Source organism: Bacillus sp. NPDC077027 (assembly GCF_050269555.1).
Lineage (GTDB): Bacteria > Bacillota > Bacilli > Bacillales > Bacillaceae > Bacillus.
The window spans coordinates 243,275-257,959 of sequence record NZ_JBNNIO010000004.1 but is presented as its reverse complement, the minus strand read 5'-3'; the positions used below and the strand labels follow the sequence as shown (position 1 = coordinate 257,959).

The 14,685-nt window shown below is 39.4% G+C and carries 16 protein-coding genes and 1 CRISPR repeat array; of the genes, 7 read left to right on the top strand and 9 right to left on the bottom strand.

The features are described from left to right. Position 1 precedes the first annotated feature (1 nt). On the bottom strand, positions 2-1,084 hold the full coding sequence (gene mutY / locus ACQKEZ_RS15785) for an A/G-specific adenine glycosylase (protein ID WP_427302433.1): 1,083 nt from the start codon (positions 1,082-1,084) through the stop codon (positions 2-4). Between the two features lie 189 nt (positions 1,085-1,273). Here mutY and ACQKEZ_RS15780 point away from each other — a divergent pair, with 189 nt between their 5' ends. Beyond that, on the top strand, positions 1,274-2,254 hold the full coding sequence (locus tag ACQKEZ_RS15780) for a metal-dependent hydrolase (RefSeq protein WP_427302373.1): 981 nt from the start codon (positions 1,274-1,276) through the stop codon (positions 2,252-2,254). A 188-nt stretch (positions 2,255-2,442) separates the two neighbouring features. After that, positions 2,443-3,265: direct repeats of the CRISPR family, unit length 32 nt; unit sequence ATTTCAATCCACGCACTCATGTAGAGTGCGAC. 382 nt (positions 3,266-3,647) lie between these two features. Here ACQKEZ_RS15780 and ACQKEZ_RS15775 read toward each other — a convergent pair. From ACQKEZ_RS15775 to ACQKEZ_RS15765, 3 genes are all read right to left on the bottom strand, one after another. After that, positions 3,648-6,245 (bottom strand): YfhO family protein, encoded by a 2,598-nt coding sequence (locus ACQKEZ_RS15775; RefSeq protein ID WP_427302372.1) that lies wholly within the window; start codon positions 6,243-6,245, stop codon positions 3,648-3,650. A gap of 91 nt (positions 6,246-6,336) precedes the next feature. Next, on the bottom strand, positions 6,337-7,320 hold the full coding sequence (locus ACQKEZ_RS15770) for a glycosyltransferase family 2 protein (RefSeq protein ID WP_427302370.1): 984 nt from the start codon (positions 7,318-7,320) through the stop codon (positions 6,337-6,339). 303 nt (positions 7,321-7,623) lie between these two features. After that, positions 7,624-7,893 (bottom strand): YfhJ family protein, encoded by a 270-nt coding sequence (locus ACQKEZ_RS15765; protein WP_427302431.1) that lies wholly within the window; start codon positions 7,891-7,893, stop codon positions 7,624-7,626. Positions 7,894-8,009: 116 nt separating this feature from the next. On the opposite strand from ACQKEZ_RS15765, the gene sspK reads away from it, so the two are divergent. Then, positions 8,010-8,159, top strand: a complete 150-nt coding sequence (gene sspK, locus ACQKEZ_RS15760) for a small, acid-soluble spore protein K (RefSeq protein WP_427302369.1) — start codon at positions 8,010-8,012, stop codon at positions 8,157-8,159. A 24-nt stretch (positions 8,160-8,183) separates the two neighbouring features. After that, positions 8,184-8,357: a YpzG family protein gene (locus ACQKEZ_RS15755; RefSeq protein ID WP_427302367.1), complete on the top strand. Its 174-nt coding sequence runs from the start codon at positions 8,184-8,186 to the stop codon at positions 8,355-8,357. A 223-nt stretch (positions 8,358-8,580) separates the two neighbouring features. Here ACQKEZ_RS15755 and ACQKEZ_RS15750 read toward each other — a convergent pair whose 3' ends face one another. Both ACQKEZ_RS15750 and recX read right to left on the bottom strand, forming a co-directional pair. Next, positions 8,581-8,895, bottom strand: coding sequence for a YfhH family protein (locus tag ACQKEZ_RS15750; RefSeq protein WP_427302365.1), 315 nt, complete (start codon positions 8,893-8,895; stop codon positions 8,581-8,583). A gap of 3 nt (positions 8,896-8,898) precedes the next feature. Beyond that, positions 8,899-9,690, bottom strand: coding sequence for a recombination regulator RecX (recX, locus tag ACQKEZ_RS15745; RefSeq protein WP_427302364.1), 792 nt, complete (start codon positions 9,688-9,690; stop codon positions 8,899-8,901). Between the two features lie 93 nt (positions 9,691-9,783). On the opposite strand from recX, the gene ACQKEZ_RS15740 reads away from it, so the two are divergent. The 3 genes from ACQKEZ_RS15740 to ACQKEZ_RS15730 all read left to right on the top strand — a co-directional run bounded on the left by ACQKEZ_RS15740 (position 9,784) and on the right by ACQKEZ_RS15730 (position 11,061). Continuing rightward, positions 9,784-10,680, top strand: coding sequence for a TIGR01777 family oxidoreductase (locus ACQKEZ_RS15740; protein ID WP_427302362.1), 897 nt, complete (start codon positions 9,784-9,786; stop codon positions 10,678-10,680). Between the two features lie 55 nt (positions 10,681-10,735). After that, positions 10,736-10,843: a YfhE family protein gene (locus ACQKEZ_RS15735; protein ID WP_427302360.1), complete on the top strand. Its 108-nt coding sequence runs from the start codon at positions 10,736-10,738 to the stop codon at positions 10,841-10,843. 62 nt (positions 10,844-10,905) lie between these two features. Next, positions 10,906-11,061 carry a YfhD family protein gene (locus ACQKEZ_RS15730; RefSeq protein ID WP_427302358.1) on the top strand — a complete coding sequence of 52 codons (156 nt, stop codon included), beginning with the start codon at positions 10,906-10,908 and terminating at the stop codon, positions 11,059-11,061. A 36-nt stretch (positions 11,062-11,097) separates the two neighbouring features. On the opposite strand, the gene ACQKEZ_RS15725 is transcribed toward ACQKEZ_RS15730, so the two are convergent. Then, positions 11,098-11,679 (bottom strand): nitroreductase family protein, encoded by a 582-nt coding sequence (locus tag ACQKEZ_RS15725; protein WP_427302430.1) that lies wholly within the window; start codon positions 11,677-11,679, stop codon positions 11,098-11,100. A 287-nt stretch (positions 11,680-11,966) separates the two neighbouring features. On the opposite strand from ACQKEZ_RS15725, the gene ACQKEZ_RS15720 reads away from it, so the two are divergent. Continuing rightward, positions 11,967-13,223 (top strand): helix-turn-helix domain-containing protein, encoded by a 1,257-nt coding sequence (locus tag ACQKEZ_RS15720; RefSeq protein WP_427302356.1) that lies wholly within the window; start codon positions 11,967-11,969, stop codon positions 13,221-13,223. Between the two features lie 36 nt (positions 13,224-13,259). Here the strand turns inward: ACQKEZ_RS15720 and ACQKEZ_RS15715 are convergent, their stop codons facing one another. Both ACQKEZ_RS15715 and ACQKEZ_RS15710 read right to left on the bottom strand, forming a co-directional pair. Then, positions 13,260-13,727, bottom strand: coding sequence for a thiol-disulfide oxidoreductase DCC family protein (locus tag ACQKEZ_RS15715; RefSeq protein ID WP_427302354.1), 468 nt, complete (start codon positions 13,725-13,727; stop codon positions 13,260-13,262). Between the two features lie 337 nt (positions 13,728-14,064). After that, positions 14,065-14,613 carry a thioredoxin family protein gene (locus tag ACQKEZ_RS15710; RefSeq protein WP_427302352.1) on the bottom strand — a complete coding sequence of 183 codons (549 nt, stop codon included), beginning with the start codon at positions 14,611-14,613 and terminating at the stop codon, positions 14,065-14,067. Between the last annotated feature and the right edge of the window lie 72 nt (positions 14,614-14,685).

Here is a 14,685-nt window from a genome sequence, read left to right as displayed (position 1 = left end):
GTTAATTCACCATTTTCCAGATTTTCTGATGGGATACTGGGAGTGCATATTCCTGCAATTCCGCTTTTGTGACCTTTTTCAAATTGGTCTTGTCTGATACAGATGTGACAGTACCAAAAAAGACGGAGATATTCCAAATGAGGTGGGTAAAGACATGCTGAATGGTTCCTTCTAAGTCACCAAGCTCAGCTGTGATGCCTGCCTCATTTTTTAAAAAGGCGATTAGTTGCTCCTTTTCTGTTTGTCTTCCTTTGGCGGTTTCTATATTGGGGAATTCCCACAAGTTTGCCAGAAGGCCTGTATTGGGTCGTTTATGGATATACACACTTCCATCATCAGCAAACAGGACAGCCGCTGCCATAGATTTTGCGGTCGGTTTTTTCTTTTTACTTTTGACTGGTAGCTCATGCTGAACACCTTCTTCAACTGCCGAACAATGCATGTTTACTGGACAAATCAGGCAAGCTGGTGAAGTTGGTGTACAAATAAGTGCACCTAGCTCCATTAAACCTTGATTAAATTCAGAAGGTTTATTCTGAGAAATGAGCTGATCAACGGCAAATTCAAAGATGTTTCTTGTCTTTGACTTTGCAATATCATCCCAAATCGACAAAATGCGTGAAATCACTCTCATCACGTTACCATCAACCGCTGGATATGGTTTATTGTAAGCGATACTGAGGACAGCTCCGCTCGTATATGGTCCAACGCCCTTCAGCTTAGAAAAGTCTTCTTTCGTATCAGGTACGATGCCGCCATAGGATTCATGAACTTCTCTTACCGCTGTTTGTAAATTACGGACTCTCGAATAATATCCTAGTCCCTCCCATGCTTTCATCACTTTTTCTTCATCGGCTTCAGCAAGGTCGGCGACTGTCGGGAATTGTTCAATAAATCGATTAAAGTAGGGAATCACCGTGTCGACCCTTGTTTGCTGTAGCATCACTTCTGACACCCATACTCGGTAGGGGTCTTGATTTTCACGCCAAGGTAATATTCGTTTTTCTTGTTCATACCAACTAATCAAATCGTGCTGAAACGCCGCAATGTTCTTGCTGTCTAGCTTTTCTTGTATGTCTTTCATCATAATACTCCTTATCATGACCGAAGGCTTCTGTTCTTAAAAAGAACCTTAATTGTTGTATACTGAATATAGATACGTTAACATGTTACATTAAATAATGATAAAGAAAAAGGGATTTTGCACATAGTCATACGAGAAGGCGTATACTTTGTATGATTGTTCCTGAGCATTTGATTGAGGAGGTTATCAATGGATACTGGTACTCATGTAGTAATGGGCATTTCCCTTGGGGGCCTTGCACTTCTTGACCCAACCGTCAGTGCAGATCCACAGATGGCACATGCAGTCATGATTGCAACGATCGCCGGCTCTCAAGCGCCAGATGTTGATACTGTATTAAAGTTGAAAAATAATGCTGTTTATATAAGAAACCACCGCGGGTTTACACACTCTATCCCAGCTGTGTTATTTTGGTCCTTGCTCATTCCCGCTGTGCTGTTTCCATTTGTGCCTGAAGCAAATATTCTTCACCTGTGGCTATGGACACTTCTCGCTGTTGTTCTGCATGTCTTTGTTGATATTTTTAATGCATATGGTACACAGGCCATACGTCCTTTTTCAAAAAGGTGGGTGGCACTCGGGATTATTAATACGTTTGATCCGTTTATTTTCTTTAGTCATCTCGTTGCCATTGTCGTTTGGGCGATCGGTGGACACCCTGGCTATACCTTTATAACCCTTTATGCGGTAATCGCTTGTTATTATGTGGTGAGGGTATTGATGCAGCTACAGATTAAGCGCCAGCTACGTGACCGATTTGACGACATTGAGGAGATTATTATTTCCCCAACGATGAAATTTAGACAATGGCGGCTTGCAGTGAAATGTAAATCTGCCTTTCATGTCGGAAGAAGCATGAACGGACAAATCGTGATTGTCGATACTTTTAACCGAGTCCCTGTGCCAGATACAGACATAATGAAAATTGCCAAACAAGACGAAAACATCTCCGCCTTTTTGTCCTTCTCTCCTGTCTACCGATGGGAAGTAGACAAATACAAGGACCATTATGAGGTGAGGTTCATTGATTTGCGCTATCGAAGCAAAGGGCATTACCCCTTTGTCGCCATCTGCCATATAGACATGGATCACCAAATTAAAAATTCTTACACCGGCTGGATTTTCAGTGAAGAAAAACTGCAAAAAAAATTAAGACTCGGCTCTGTATGAGCTGAGTCTTTTTTGGTGATTATTTCTTTCTGAAAGTATTGAGATGGGGCAAGTTGGATGGATATGATTTATGTACTTGTGTAGCGCCTTTAAGCTTTAATATCAATATCTTCCATGTTGATATTTTGATCTACACTTGTGTAGAGTGCGACATGCTTGGCTATGAAAGAAAAGTTATGAGTATAGATATTTCAATCTACGCACTCATGTAGAGTGCGACGTTATGGTTTTTGAACCGCTCCAATACTCTACAATTTCAATCCACGCACTCATGTAGAGTGCGACGAGTAGGAAAACTATCTTCTCCAAACCCCAAAGGATTTCAATCCACGCACTCATGTAGAGTGCGACTACAATCAGATGAAAAAGTAAGTGCATCTGTTCCATTTCAATCCACGCACTCATGTAGAGTGCGACACCAACCTTTTGGCGATATGCCGCTTGTACTAGCTATTTCAATCCACGCACTCATGTAGAGTGCGACTCGAGCCATTGGACTTCACTTAGGTTTATCCCGTATTTCAATCCACGCACTCATGTAGAGTGCGACGCTATAAGAAATCATTGGCTCTACGAAGAAGATAATTTCAATCCACGCACTCATGTAGAGTGCGACGACATATTGCCAATCGGTTAGGGAGACATGCTGATATTTCAATCCACGCACTCATGTAGAGTGCGACGTGGCGCTTCAACCACACTCTCTATGTTTCCATAATTTCAATCCACGCACTCATGTAGAGTGCGACGCCTCTTTCAGCTTCTGCGGCCTTTTTCTTGCTATTTCAATCCACGCACTCATGTAGAGTGCGACACAGTCTCTTTATCTACTAATTCGTTGTTAATACATTTCAATCCACGCACTCATGTAGAGTGCGACCTGGCTTGTCTTTGTGTGAGTTTATCTTCTCCCATTTCAATCCACGCACTCATGTAGAGTGCGACACCTTCTTTTTTAGCGTCAATGTATTCTTCTTCAATTTCAATCCACGCACTCATGTAGAGTGCGACGGCGATTTTCTTCCTTATCATAACATTTTTCGGTATATTTGGTTCAAAATGAACCTGTTTTTCTAAAAACTGTTCTAACTTTTGTTTTTTCACTTCATTTTTGGATGTGTTTTTGTCGAAAGTGAGGTGCGAATCCCCCAGGGATTTTATGTGCGCCTCACATTCGCACCTTCTTTAAATTTTCCGCCATTTCCTTCAGCGACAATTTCTCCACATGTTAACGTAGAAAATTGTCATTTGACCGGAGATGTAACTAAAAAGATTTATTTAACTTGAATGTCATGTCATTCATCGTTTAACTGGAGCGAATTGAACATTCGCGAGCACAAGTGCACAGATCTGACAACGAATCCAAGGGTTTGTCTACACGCTGAAACACCACTTATGGATGAAGTGGTGTTTTACGTTTTCTTTTACTCTGATGTCGTCCGTATATAACGGCGAGCACAAGGCTTATGACAGAGATCAATAGGAGTGGCCTGATAAATGGTGGATAGTATGTTAAGACTATCTGATTCTGTCCTTTTTCTATCGGAAAGCCGATAAAAGCATAGTTCGCTTTTTCAATGTTTTGTTTCTTTCCATTGACCGTGAGCTCCCAGCCCTTTTCAAATGGGACAGGTATCACCATATAACGATCGCCTTTCTGATTATCATAGAATATCGACAAACGTTGATTGGTCATCTTCACCTGCTGTTTTCCATGATCCTGTTTTTCTTTTGCAAATTCCTTATTTAATACTTCATAGGATTCAGGATACAGCTTGAGTTTGTCCAGTTCATAGGTACCTTGAGGCAACCGAATGGACAAGGTTTTTTGAGCAGGGACACGAATGGTGACATCATTGACACCTGTTTTGTAGATGGATGTGTTGCTTTTTCTGGAGGTGACATATTGATCGACCGAAAGCTGGAAGCCTTGATTTCGATCGACACGCTTGATGTAAAAGCTCGCATAGACATCCCCGCCCTTGACCATGTCATCTGGCAAGGTGATGTTCAGTCCACCGGTTTTTCCTAGCACTTCTAGCTTGCCGTTATGGTAGATTGCCTGTTTTGTGTGTAGGTTTGCATCCTTCATTCGGTCAGGAATCGTTTTTGTCACCGCATTCCCCTTTGTTGGTAAGATCACACCTTGCAGCATGGCATGCTCTTTTTCAAGAACCGATGCCTTTTTCAACGATTCTTCGGAATAGACTGTGCTTGTTGTCCTTGCAAACGGAAGTGTTCGTGTATTCTCGTATACGACATAATGTTCACTTTCCATGATCGGTTTAAAGCCAGCTGGCGGAGAAAAGGATGCCGATTTTTTTCGCATGTAATACTTGCCGTATGTGAGACTATATAAATTGCTTCTGTCGCCCATTGTGGCGTATCGGCTCACGCTTTCTCTCCCCATATCAATTTGAAGATCTGTCCAATAAAAACGCAATAAGTGTTGATTCAGAATGCTTGAGTATACACTCATTCCGTTAAAGCCTTCAAATAGCGGAGTATTATTGCGAACACCATTCATCCAATCAATGCGGGTAAGCGGATCTTTTTCTCTTTTTTGAATACGGTCAATGAGTGCTGTTTGTTCCTCACCTGCATATGCCTCACTCTTTAAATAGGTGCTGGATAGTTGTTTTATACCACTGTTTTCCGATAAATAGCTTTTTTGATAAACGCCCGCAGTGATTAAACTAAAGATGAGTAATGCCCCAGAAAAGAATCGGATATGACGCTGGCTCCTCACATTCATCCACAGAAAGATCGCACTAATCAACAGTAATCCAATTCCAGTTAATGCAACGACATCTAGATGACGAAACGCTCGTTCAGAAAGGAGAACCGATAAAACAAATACGAGCCATGCACCAATGACGGCTCTCTTCCGCCATTTCCATTCAATTGCCTGAAGTTCTTTGATCGTAATGGCAACAAGTGCTCCGACTGTAAATGCCAAGATATATTCAAATCTGTATTGTGGCGCAGAAAAGCCATTAAACACACTTGCCATCTTTGGACTGAAATGAAACAACACGAACAAGAAGCTGATACTCGCAAACATGAAAAACAAGCGATTTCTGTAAAGTGGCACAAGAAACATACAAATAAGAAAAATGACTGGCAATAAATAGACCCTGCTTGTAAACAAAAGATGATCATGGAATTGAAACCACGGTATCCTTTGTTCATAGGACGGTCTTAGGTTATTTAAAAAACCATAAACCGATGGAATAAAGAAAACGATGCTGATACCAAAGGATAGAATGGATGAAATGGCAAGCGTCCAAAATACTTTCCATCCTCGCTCTTCAAAGCCTAGCTTGATTAAATACCGAAAACCAATATAAATCAGCAAAAAGATCATATGAATGTAGGCAAAATAAAAATTATTGATCAGTGTGAGACTGCATGCAATGATAAACCAAGTGGGTCTGCCATCTCGGAAAATACGTTCAACACCGAGAACGAGCAGCGGTAGCCAGATCATACTGTCGGTGAAAAACTCCCAGAAGGTTTGATGTCTAAAGTAAATAATCGATAAGCCATAAAGACATGCACCAGTAAACGCAGCCAACTTATGGTGAACAAATCCCATTAAGACAAGGTATGTGATGTATATAATAATGGTCAGCTTTATGATGCTCAGCCAAATGACCGCATTTGCCCAAAAATGGATGTCTGTCGACTGAATAAGATGGACAAGGCTCAAGATCCACACAATCAAAGATGTGATGATGAAAACGGTGGAAGTGGTAAAATAATAACCTAATTGTGTATAAATACCTCCGCCTAGCCCAAACCGATATGAATAAAAGAAATTCCCTTTGACATACTCATCGTAGAGCATCTTTTTAAAAGGGAGCATTTGCGAAATGCCATCACCATTACCGGTCATGTACCTTCCGTTCATCAATTCATATAAGAAAAAGGCGTGACCAACCACAGCCAAAATGAGGCATAAACCAATCATGATAAATCTACGTTTCATGGTACATTCCTTTCCCAAAAAAATCAGTCAGTTTCTAAACAAAACAATCCAGCAAGCATGCTGTGCTTGCCGGTTATGATTCATTGAACAGTTATTTAAACAATTGAGTTAGTACCTCATCTTGTTGAGGACTTGTCTCTTGTTCAGTTATTATATTCGACTCTTGGATCAAGTAGTGCGGACGCTTTTTGGTTTCATTGTAAATGCGGCCAATGTATTCCCCTATGACACCAAGACTCAAAAGTTGAATTCCTCCAAGGAATAGCACAGCAGAAATTAATGTGAAATAACCAGGAACAATCACACCTGTTCTCACAATTTGGATAAAGGTGGCCACAATGTAGATAAGGGATAGAAATAAGATCAATATGCCCGTATAAAAACAAATTCTCAGTGGCCGATTATTAAAAGAAATCACACCGTCAATTCCATAGTTGAACAATTTTGATAATGACCATTTCGTATCACCATGTTTGCGCTCAACATTTTCGTAGTAAATGACTTTTTCCTCATAGCCAATCCAGCAAAACAACCCTTTTGAAAAACGGTTTCCTTCTTTTAGTTTAAGAAGGGCGTCGATCGCTTGGCGTGAGAGTAATCTGAAGTCACCGACCCCATCTCGCAAATCAACATCCACCACTTTGTTCATGACTTTATAATACATAGAGGATAGATATGACCTGAATTTACTATCTCCTTTGCGATTGCGCTTAGCAATCACTTGATCATATCCTTCTTCATACCCTCTTACAAAATCGTGAAGCAGATAGGTTGGGTGCTGCAAATCAGCGTCCATAATGATCGCTGCTTCTCCTTTTACATGCTCAAGACCTGCCAAAATTGCTGCTTCTTTGCCGAAGTTACGTGAAAAGGAGATGTATTTCACCTTTGCACTCTTACACGATAGCTCCCTCATATGCTGAAGGGTGTTGTCTTTGCTTCCATCATTAATAAAGATGATTTCATAATCATAATGAAAATCGTGAAATTCAGCTTGGAGTGCCTCAAAGATTCGCCTGATGTTTTCACCTTCATTGTAGGAAGGAATTATAATAGAGAGCAGTTCCCGCTTCATATCGCACCTTCTTTTCATTTTTTCAAATTTTTTGTTATAATCATTATTCCTGTTTTGTCTAAAATTGAAACCTTTTTTAAATATCCATAAATTACTTTTAACCGCTTCATTATAACAAAGTTTTATTTTCATTCTTTATCTAAAAGATGAATTTAATGTAATTTTAAGTTTCGACACTGTAAAAAGCCTGCAACGTTCATTACAGACTGGATGTTCGTTCAATAAATTGTTTTTCATCTCATACATTCCCCTAATTTCACAATCTTATGAGGAAATCAAATCACCGAAAAGGACAGCGCATCTTTAATGCAACAGCCCTCTATTGTTTTGAAGATGTTCATTCGCTTTAGAATACTTCGACTGGAATAAATGCAATTGATCGCCGTAGTGCTCAATCCACTCAAGGACAATGCGTTCAGTTGTTTCCTTGCCTTTGTATTTACGTCCAGCTTTTGCATACGTCGTCTCAAAATCACTCCATAAAAGCTCCACCCATGTTCGGGCTTCGTCGTATGTCAGCATGTTGTTTTTTTCCATAAGATGTTCAGTTAATCGTTCAAAATAACGATCCATCATTCATCCTCCTCCTGCTAACAAAAAGTGCCTTTTTAAAAAAGTGCCTTTTTTCATATACTACCCTTACGTCTTCAAAAGACGCAAATGATTTGTATTCTTTGGAGGGAATCAACATGCGAAATAAAGCAAATCGGTTTCCAAATCAAGTGAATCATCAATTTGAAGGCGATTCGGATGAGAAGGATGCCTTTGCCTCAAAGCGTCCGAATGGAGAGACGAACACTCGTCCACAAGAGCGCATGAGGGCTTCAAGTAAACGCTAACTTTCCGAGGGGAGTGCTTGAGATATGAGTGTAAATGGCAAATCGTATATGAATGATTTTGTTGAATCAAGAATCACACCTTATCCCCAGCCATGGGCGAATGCAAAGCATTCAGCTTCTCAGGTTAATGGAGAAACGCAACAGACGCAGCATGACATCGTACTTCAGAACAACGTCCGCAAACAACGTTCGAAGTAAACGAAAGGACTGATCAAATGATCAGTCCTTTCAAATTATTGACAAAGGGCTAAAATGGTTTTTATTTTAGCCTTTTGTCTTCTTTTCAGCGTGAATTGAAAACCCTTGAAGTCTAGGAAGATTGAGCACTGGAGCAGAGCGAATTGAACATTCGTGAGCACCAGCGCGCAGATCTGACAACGAATGCGAGGGTTTGTCTACGCGCTGAGGACTGATCAAATGATCAGTCCTTTTTCGTTAATAATGAAATCGGCAGTGCTTCCTCTTGGTCCGGTGTATTCACCCGATGTCCCCAGGCAAAAACGCCATTTAAATATTTGACATAAAACTGTTCGCCAGCGTCTTTTATGTGGTAGACGGTTTCTGTCTCAATTGTCTGTGGGTCCACAAGGTACGCCTTGGCCATGTCAATTTTTCGTTCTAACACAGCGAATTCATTGACGATGCCAAGCTGTTCCGCTTTTCTCGCCTTTTCAGAAATTGTAGCAATTTCCTGTTTCAGTTCGTATTCCGTCATTTCACTATAGCGTTTTTCCACCTGTCATTCCCCTTTGTTTAAAACTTGATCAATTGCATCAAGGTCAAAGCCCTTTCTGTATAAAAATTGCTTCACCTTCATTTTCTTTTCATATGAACCATCATAGCCCACCTTGCGTATTGCTTTTTCTAGCATATAGTTTAGCGCTTCTTCTTCTATTGACTCTTCTTGTCCATCATAGGCTTCTTGAAGAGCTTTATCAATGAGGTCAAAGGAAAAGCCTTTTCTTTGCAATTGTAGTTTGATGCGCTGTTCAATTTCTTTTGAGGAGCGATTCTTTTCTTTTTTCACTAGCTTTTGAACCTGTTTCACTGCTTCTTCTAGCTGGAGATCTTGAGAATATTGAATGAGTGCTTGTTCAATAAAATCGTCCTCGATCCCTTTTTGTTTCAATTCTCTTTTTAGTACCGCAGGCCCTTTACTATTTGTTTTTCGATGTGTGCTGACATAAGCTTCTGCGAATTCAAGATCATTTATATACTTAAAATGCTTTAATTTGTGTATAATTTCACTTATAGCAGGTGCTGGCACTTCTTTTTTCTTTAAATAATCTGTTACTTCTTTGATAGACCGCATTCGATAAGATAAATAGTCAACCGCCTGCTGAAATCCTTTTTTGACGGAATCACCGAATTGAATTTCAATCATATCAGATTCATCCAGTTCCATTCCTTTTTTCAACTCATGCTGAACAAGTACGTCCATATCCACACTAAATGCGTATTTTTCATCAAGAAAAATATTGACGCGGTCTGTACGATTTTGTTGCGCAGAAATCTTAGTAATAAAAGGCATCCTGTTTCACTTCCTTTCTTAAACTGTCAAGATGTTTCTTATATGTCAAAAACGTGAATAATATATGTACACATGAGAGAGGAGCGATGCAAGTTGAATATTGCAATTACCGGTGGAACCGGTTTTATCGGCAAGCATGTTACACAAGTTCTCGCAAATGAAGGACATCATCTATATATTTTATCAAGAAATCCGAAGGAAACCGAACAAAATCATCTGCATTATGTGAAATGGTTAAGTAACGGAGCGACGCCAGAGGATGAGCTACCACATATTGATGCGTGGATTAACCTTGCAGGAAAATCAATTTTTACCCGTTGGACACGTGCCGCCAAGAAGGAAATTCTCGCAAGCAGGCTTGAAGCAACAAAAGAGGTAAGGCGAATCATTGAAGCCAAGGAGACAAAGCCATCTGTCCTCATTCAGGCAAGTGCAATTGGTATTTATGGCACATCACTTTCACACGATTTCACTGAGGATTCGCCGCCTCAAGATGTCGATTTTTTGAGTCATACGTCCAAGCTTTGGGAGGCAGAAGGGAAGAAACTTGAAACGTTAGGCATTCGTACAGTGTTTACACGCTTCGGGGTTGTGCTTGGTGATCAAGGTACTCTTCCACTCATGACACTGCCGTATAAGCTGTTTGCTGGTGGAACAATCGGCTCTGGCTCACAGTGGGTATCATGGGTTCATGTCAAAGATGTCGCTCGCATGATTGCCTTTGCCATTCATCAGAAGAATCTCTCTGGTCCAATGAATGTGACATCTCCAAACCCCGTTCAAATGAAACAGCTAGGTCAAACGATTGCATCAGTATCCCATCGTCCACACTGGTTAAAGGTACCATCATTCGTTATAAAGACGGCACTAGGTGAGATGTCTCTGCTTGTCCTTAAAGGACAACGGGCAATTCCTAAAAAAGCATTGCAATTCGAATATGAATACAAGTTCCCTCAGCTAGAAGATGCCATTTTACATTCGAAAGAATAAAAAAGCAGAAAAAAGCTACGCTAAAGATAACACCATTTTAGGGGGGGCTGATGACATGAAGAAAAAAGAACATCAACCGACTTCTCATTTGAAAAAACAACAAGAAGTCACTTACAGACAAGAATTTAAGAAAGCAGAAAAGGTAGAAAAAAGAAACAAATAAAGCGAATAATCCTTCTCTACAGGAGAATAACTAAAGTGATCTTGTAAAGGAGGAGAAAGGCTTTGAAAAAAGACCGAAACAAAGGGCCTGTCCCAAAAGCGTATGCGCATGAGACTGATGGTGAATTTGTTGAATTTTCCAAAGAACTTGCAGATCAGAATGACTTAAAAGCGATGGCACGCATGAAAGCAGCCGATGAACGTGCCAAGCATAGATAGAAGCAGATCCTGACATGGATCTGCTTTTTTTGTGCCTTAACGTAATTCTGTTAGCAATGTTTCTGCTTTTTGACGCAGTTTCGCTTCGGGCACTTCTTCAGGATAACCAATATGAAGAATCCCTGCAAAGCGTTCATTTTCCGCTAAGCCCATTTCTTGTTGAAACGCTTTGTCATACAAAATTCTCCCGCTCTTCCACACCATACCGATTCCTTTTTCCCATGCAAGCAATTGTAAATTTTGAATGAGACAGCTTACAGCAGCAAAATCGTCATTTTTCACAACAGGATTCTCATCTTCTCTTAAAACGACAAATAAAAGGGCAGGAACTTTTGCAAAGTATTCACGATAGTTGTTGATCTTTTCCTCTTTTGCGTCAGGATTATTGCGCTTAAAGAAAGCAATGAACCTTTCTAAAAAAAGGGCTTTCGCATCATCAGTCGTCGCATAAATAAAACGCCACGGCTCTGTCAGCTTATGGTTCGGTGCATATACAGCATCTTCTAATAAAGCTCGGAGCTGTTGGATAGATACTTTCTCATCTTTAAATTTACGAATCGAGCGTCTATTGCGAACAGCCTCTCCGACTGTTAACGTTTGTTGTTCACTTTTTAGCATCATTTTCATCCTTTCAACCAATCTAATTGAAATTGATTATCAATTATAATTATAAACATAATCATTATCAGTTGCAAATCATCTACGATCCCTTCTCTTTCTGATACGAAGGAGTTGTTTGATTTTTTAAACTAATGTTACAATCATATTACGATTTAAACAAAAATTGAAAAAGGAGCCAATATGATGATTTTTTTGTATTTATCCCCATTTCACCATCGATACGGTTGGCTGTTTTTTTCAAGCCGCTTTTCGACCAATGATAGGAAGGGAGGCTTCTTGATCGTATGAAAATGAATATTGGCCAGATTATCAAACTTTACAGATATAAATTGAAATTGACACAATCAGAACTGGCAGACGGTATCTGTTCTGTGTCTCACTTAAGTAAAATTGAAAATGGTTCAAAAGAAGCCAATCAGGACACCATCAATTTATTACTAGCTAGGCTTGGGATTAGCCAGGAAACATTATCTCAAAAGGCACGCCATTTACTCTCACTGCTCGATGAATTTCAAGTGAACATGTATTTCTATGCACTGACACAGGCAGAGCAAAATGCAGAAATTATTATTAATCATGAGGAACAGTTTTTTTCACTAGATTTAGGAATTCAATACCATTTGTCATTATTTCAATACTATTTAGTGACGGAGCAACAATCGCTTGCTTTGAAAACACATCGCGTGCTCAAGAAATTCGAAAAAACCTTTATTGAGACAGAAAAAGAAACCTTTGATTATTTGGATGGCATTCATCAAATCAAGAACGGTCAACTTGAAAAAGGGCTTAAAAAGCTGGAAAACTGTTTTTCATATTCTTCTGTTGAACAAAGCGATCTTTATTATAACTATGCAAAAGCACTTGGAAAAATGGGACGCTTCGGTGATGCAATTGAGGCATCTTATAAAGCAATGGATTTATATAGACAAAGAAACAATTTTAAGCGGATCATTCATTGTACACTTATACATGGTGTCATATTACTCGAACTGAAAGCGTTCCAAACATCAAAGGAATATTTAAAAGAAGTGATTTTGCATACATCACTCTCTCAAAATCATTTTATAAAAATGACTGCCTATTATTATTATGGTGTTCTTTTAAAGCGTGAAGGTGATTTTTCATCGGCTGTGCCTTATTTACTAGATTCACTCAATTATTTTAATCAAGAACAATTAGATGATCGTTACTGTGAAACCTTATACGAAATTGCAACGCTCTATGCTGAATATGACAGAAAAAAAGCTTTGCCCTACATACATGAGCTTCTTAAACAGCCCCGTATAAAGCCTCAGTGCTTATATATGATTAAGATTTATAAGTTAATGATTGAAAATACACCTCATGATCTTAAAACTTACCTGATCGAAGCGGCTATTCCTTATTTTGAGAATCATGCTTTACATGACGAGTTTCTTTTTGCATTGAAAACCCTTTTGGCTTATGCGAAATCAGAGCTTTCGCAATCCGAATATTTCAACTACACAGAAAAGCTCCTTCAGCATTTACATCAGTTTCACCCGTATCACAAAAAAACATGACCTCATTAAACGAGCAGGTCATGTTTTTTTATGCGATTATATTGTTTTTTGTTGATCTCTATCAGGTCGAGTAACCGTTTCGACTGTTTGGATATATCGTTTTCTTGCAAAGTAGTCGTACGCATGCTGTCCGAATCCAAGCCAAATACTCAACATGATGAATGGAATCGTTCCCCATAAGGCTGGGATATGGTAGGCAATTCGCAAAAGCGTATAAATCCCTGAGCTCTTTTTATTTTCAGCTAAGGAAATAGACATGATTCGCTTCTCTGCTTTCTCTTCACTGATCTTATTGAGCCGAAGCAGTTGAGATTGCCGGAAGGATTCAAAATGAATTCTATTTTTCCAATCAAGTGCTTTTAACATCTCAACCACTTTTGTACATTTAGGACTTTGTCCATCGAAGAATACAAGTAGCCTTAGTGACTTAATGGAACGTTGTTCTCTTTTTTTCGTTTCAGCTTGTCTCTTTTTTTCTTGATGAAGATAAATAATTTTTCTCATAGATATAACCGCCTGTCCTTTTCCGACTTTTGTTTTTTAGTTCGTTCAAAGTAGATTACAATTAGATTACTATAGTTGCAGAGCCTCTTGTATTGGGAAAAAGCAGGATGATGTGCGTTATATGAGCCTTTTGTATATAGGATATAGCGGTTATTTCATGGCATTTATGAGGTTTTTCAACTAAAACTGGTTGGGAAAATCGAGATGACTTGCGGTTTTCTGCGGATTTTGATAGATTTCTGCGGTTTTCTGCATCTTTATGCGGTGTTTTGTAGGTAAAACGCAAAAAAAAGATGTAAAAAGACTACTTCCCTTTGCGGTGAAGTAGTCTTTTGGTTTATATTTTCGCTAATACTTCTACTATTTCTTTCTCAATATCTTTCCATAAATGACGGTCTGTCGTATAGAACTGTGCGGCTTCCTTCGCAAATCGTTGGAATGCCTCTTCGTAATCTGATGCTTCTTTCTCAGGTTTCTTCTCATCTACAAAGCGCTGAGCTTCTAAGGAACGTGGCCCCCATTTGCCAACTTCATTGCCTTCTTGATCAATCAGCACAATAATCGGAATCGATCTTGCGGTCCCATTGGTTAAATACTGATCCATCAGTTCTAGATTCTCATCCCGAATGAAATAGCGTGCGTCTATGAGAGCTTCATTGGCAATCCTCATGAAGATAGGAATATTCACCATTGCATCCCCGCACCAATCCGCTGTTATGACGAGCGCTCTCAGTTTCTTTTTTTGCAATCGGTGTAACACTTCTTTTTCCCTTTGATGAATTGAATGTTGATTGTACACTGTAAGCAAATTCCCCTGGTTTTTTTCCATTTTTTGTACATATGTACGCTCTGTTAATCCCTTTGTAAACCATTCATTTAATGTCATTCTAACATCCCCTTTACTCTTTCACTTTACCACTTCTCATATTCGTTTGTCTAAAAAAACCTTTCACCAAGT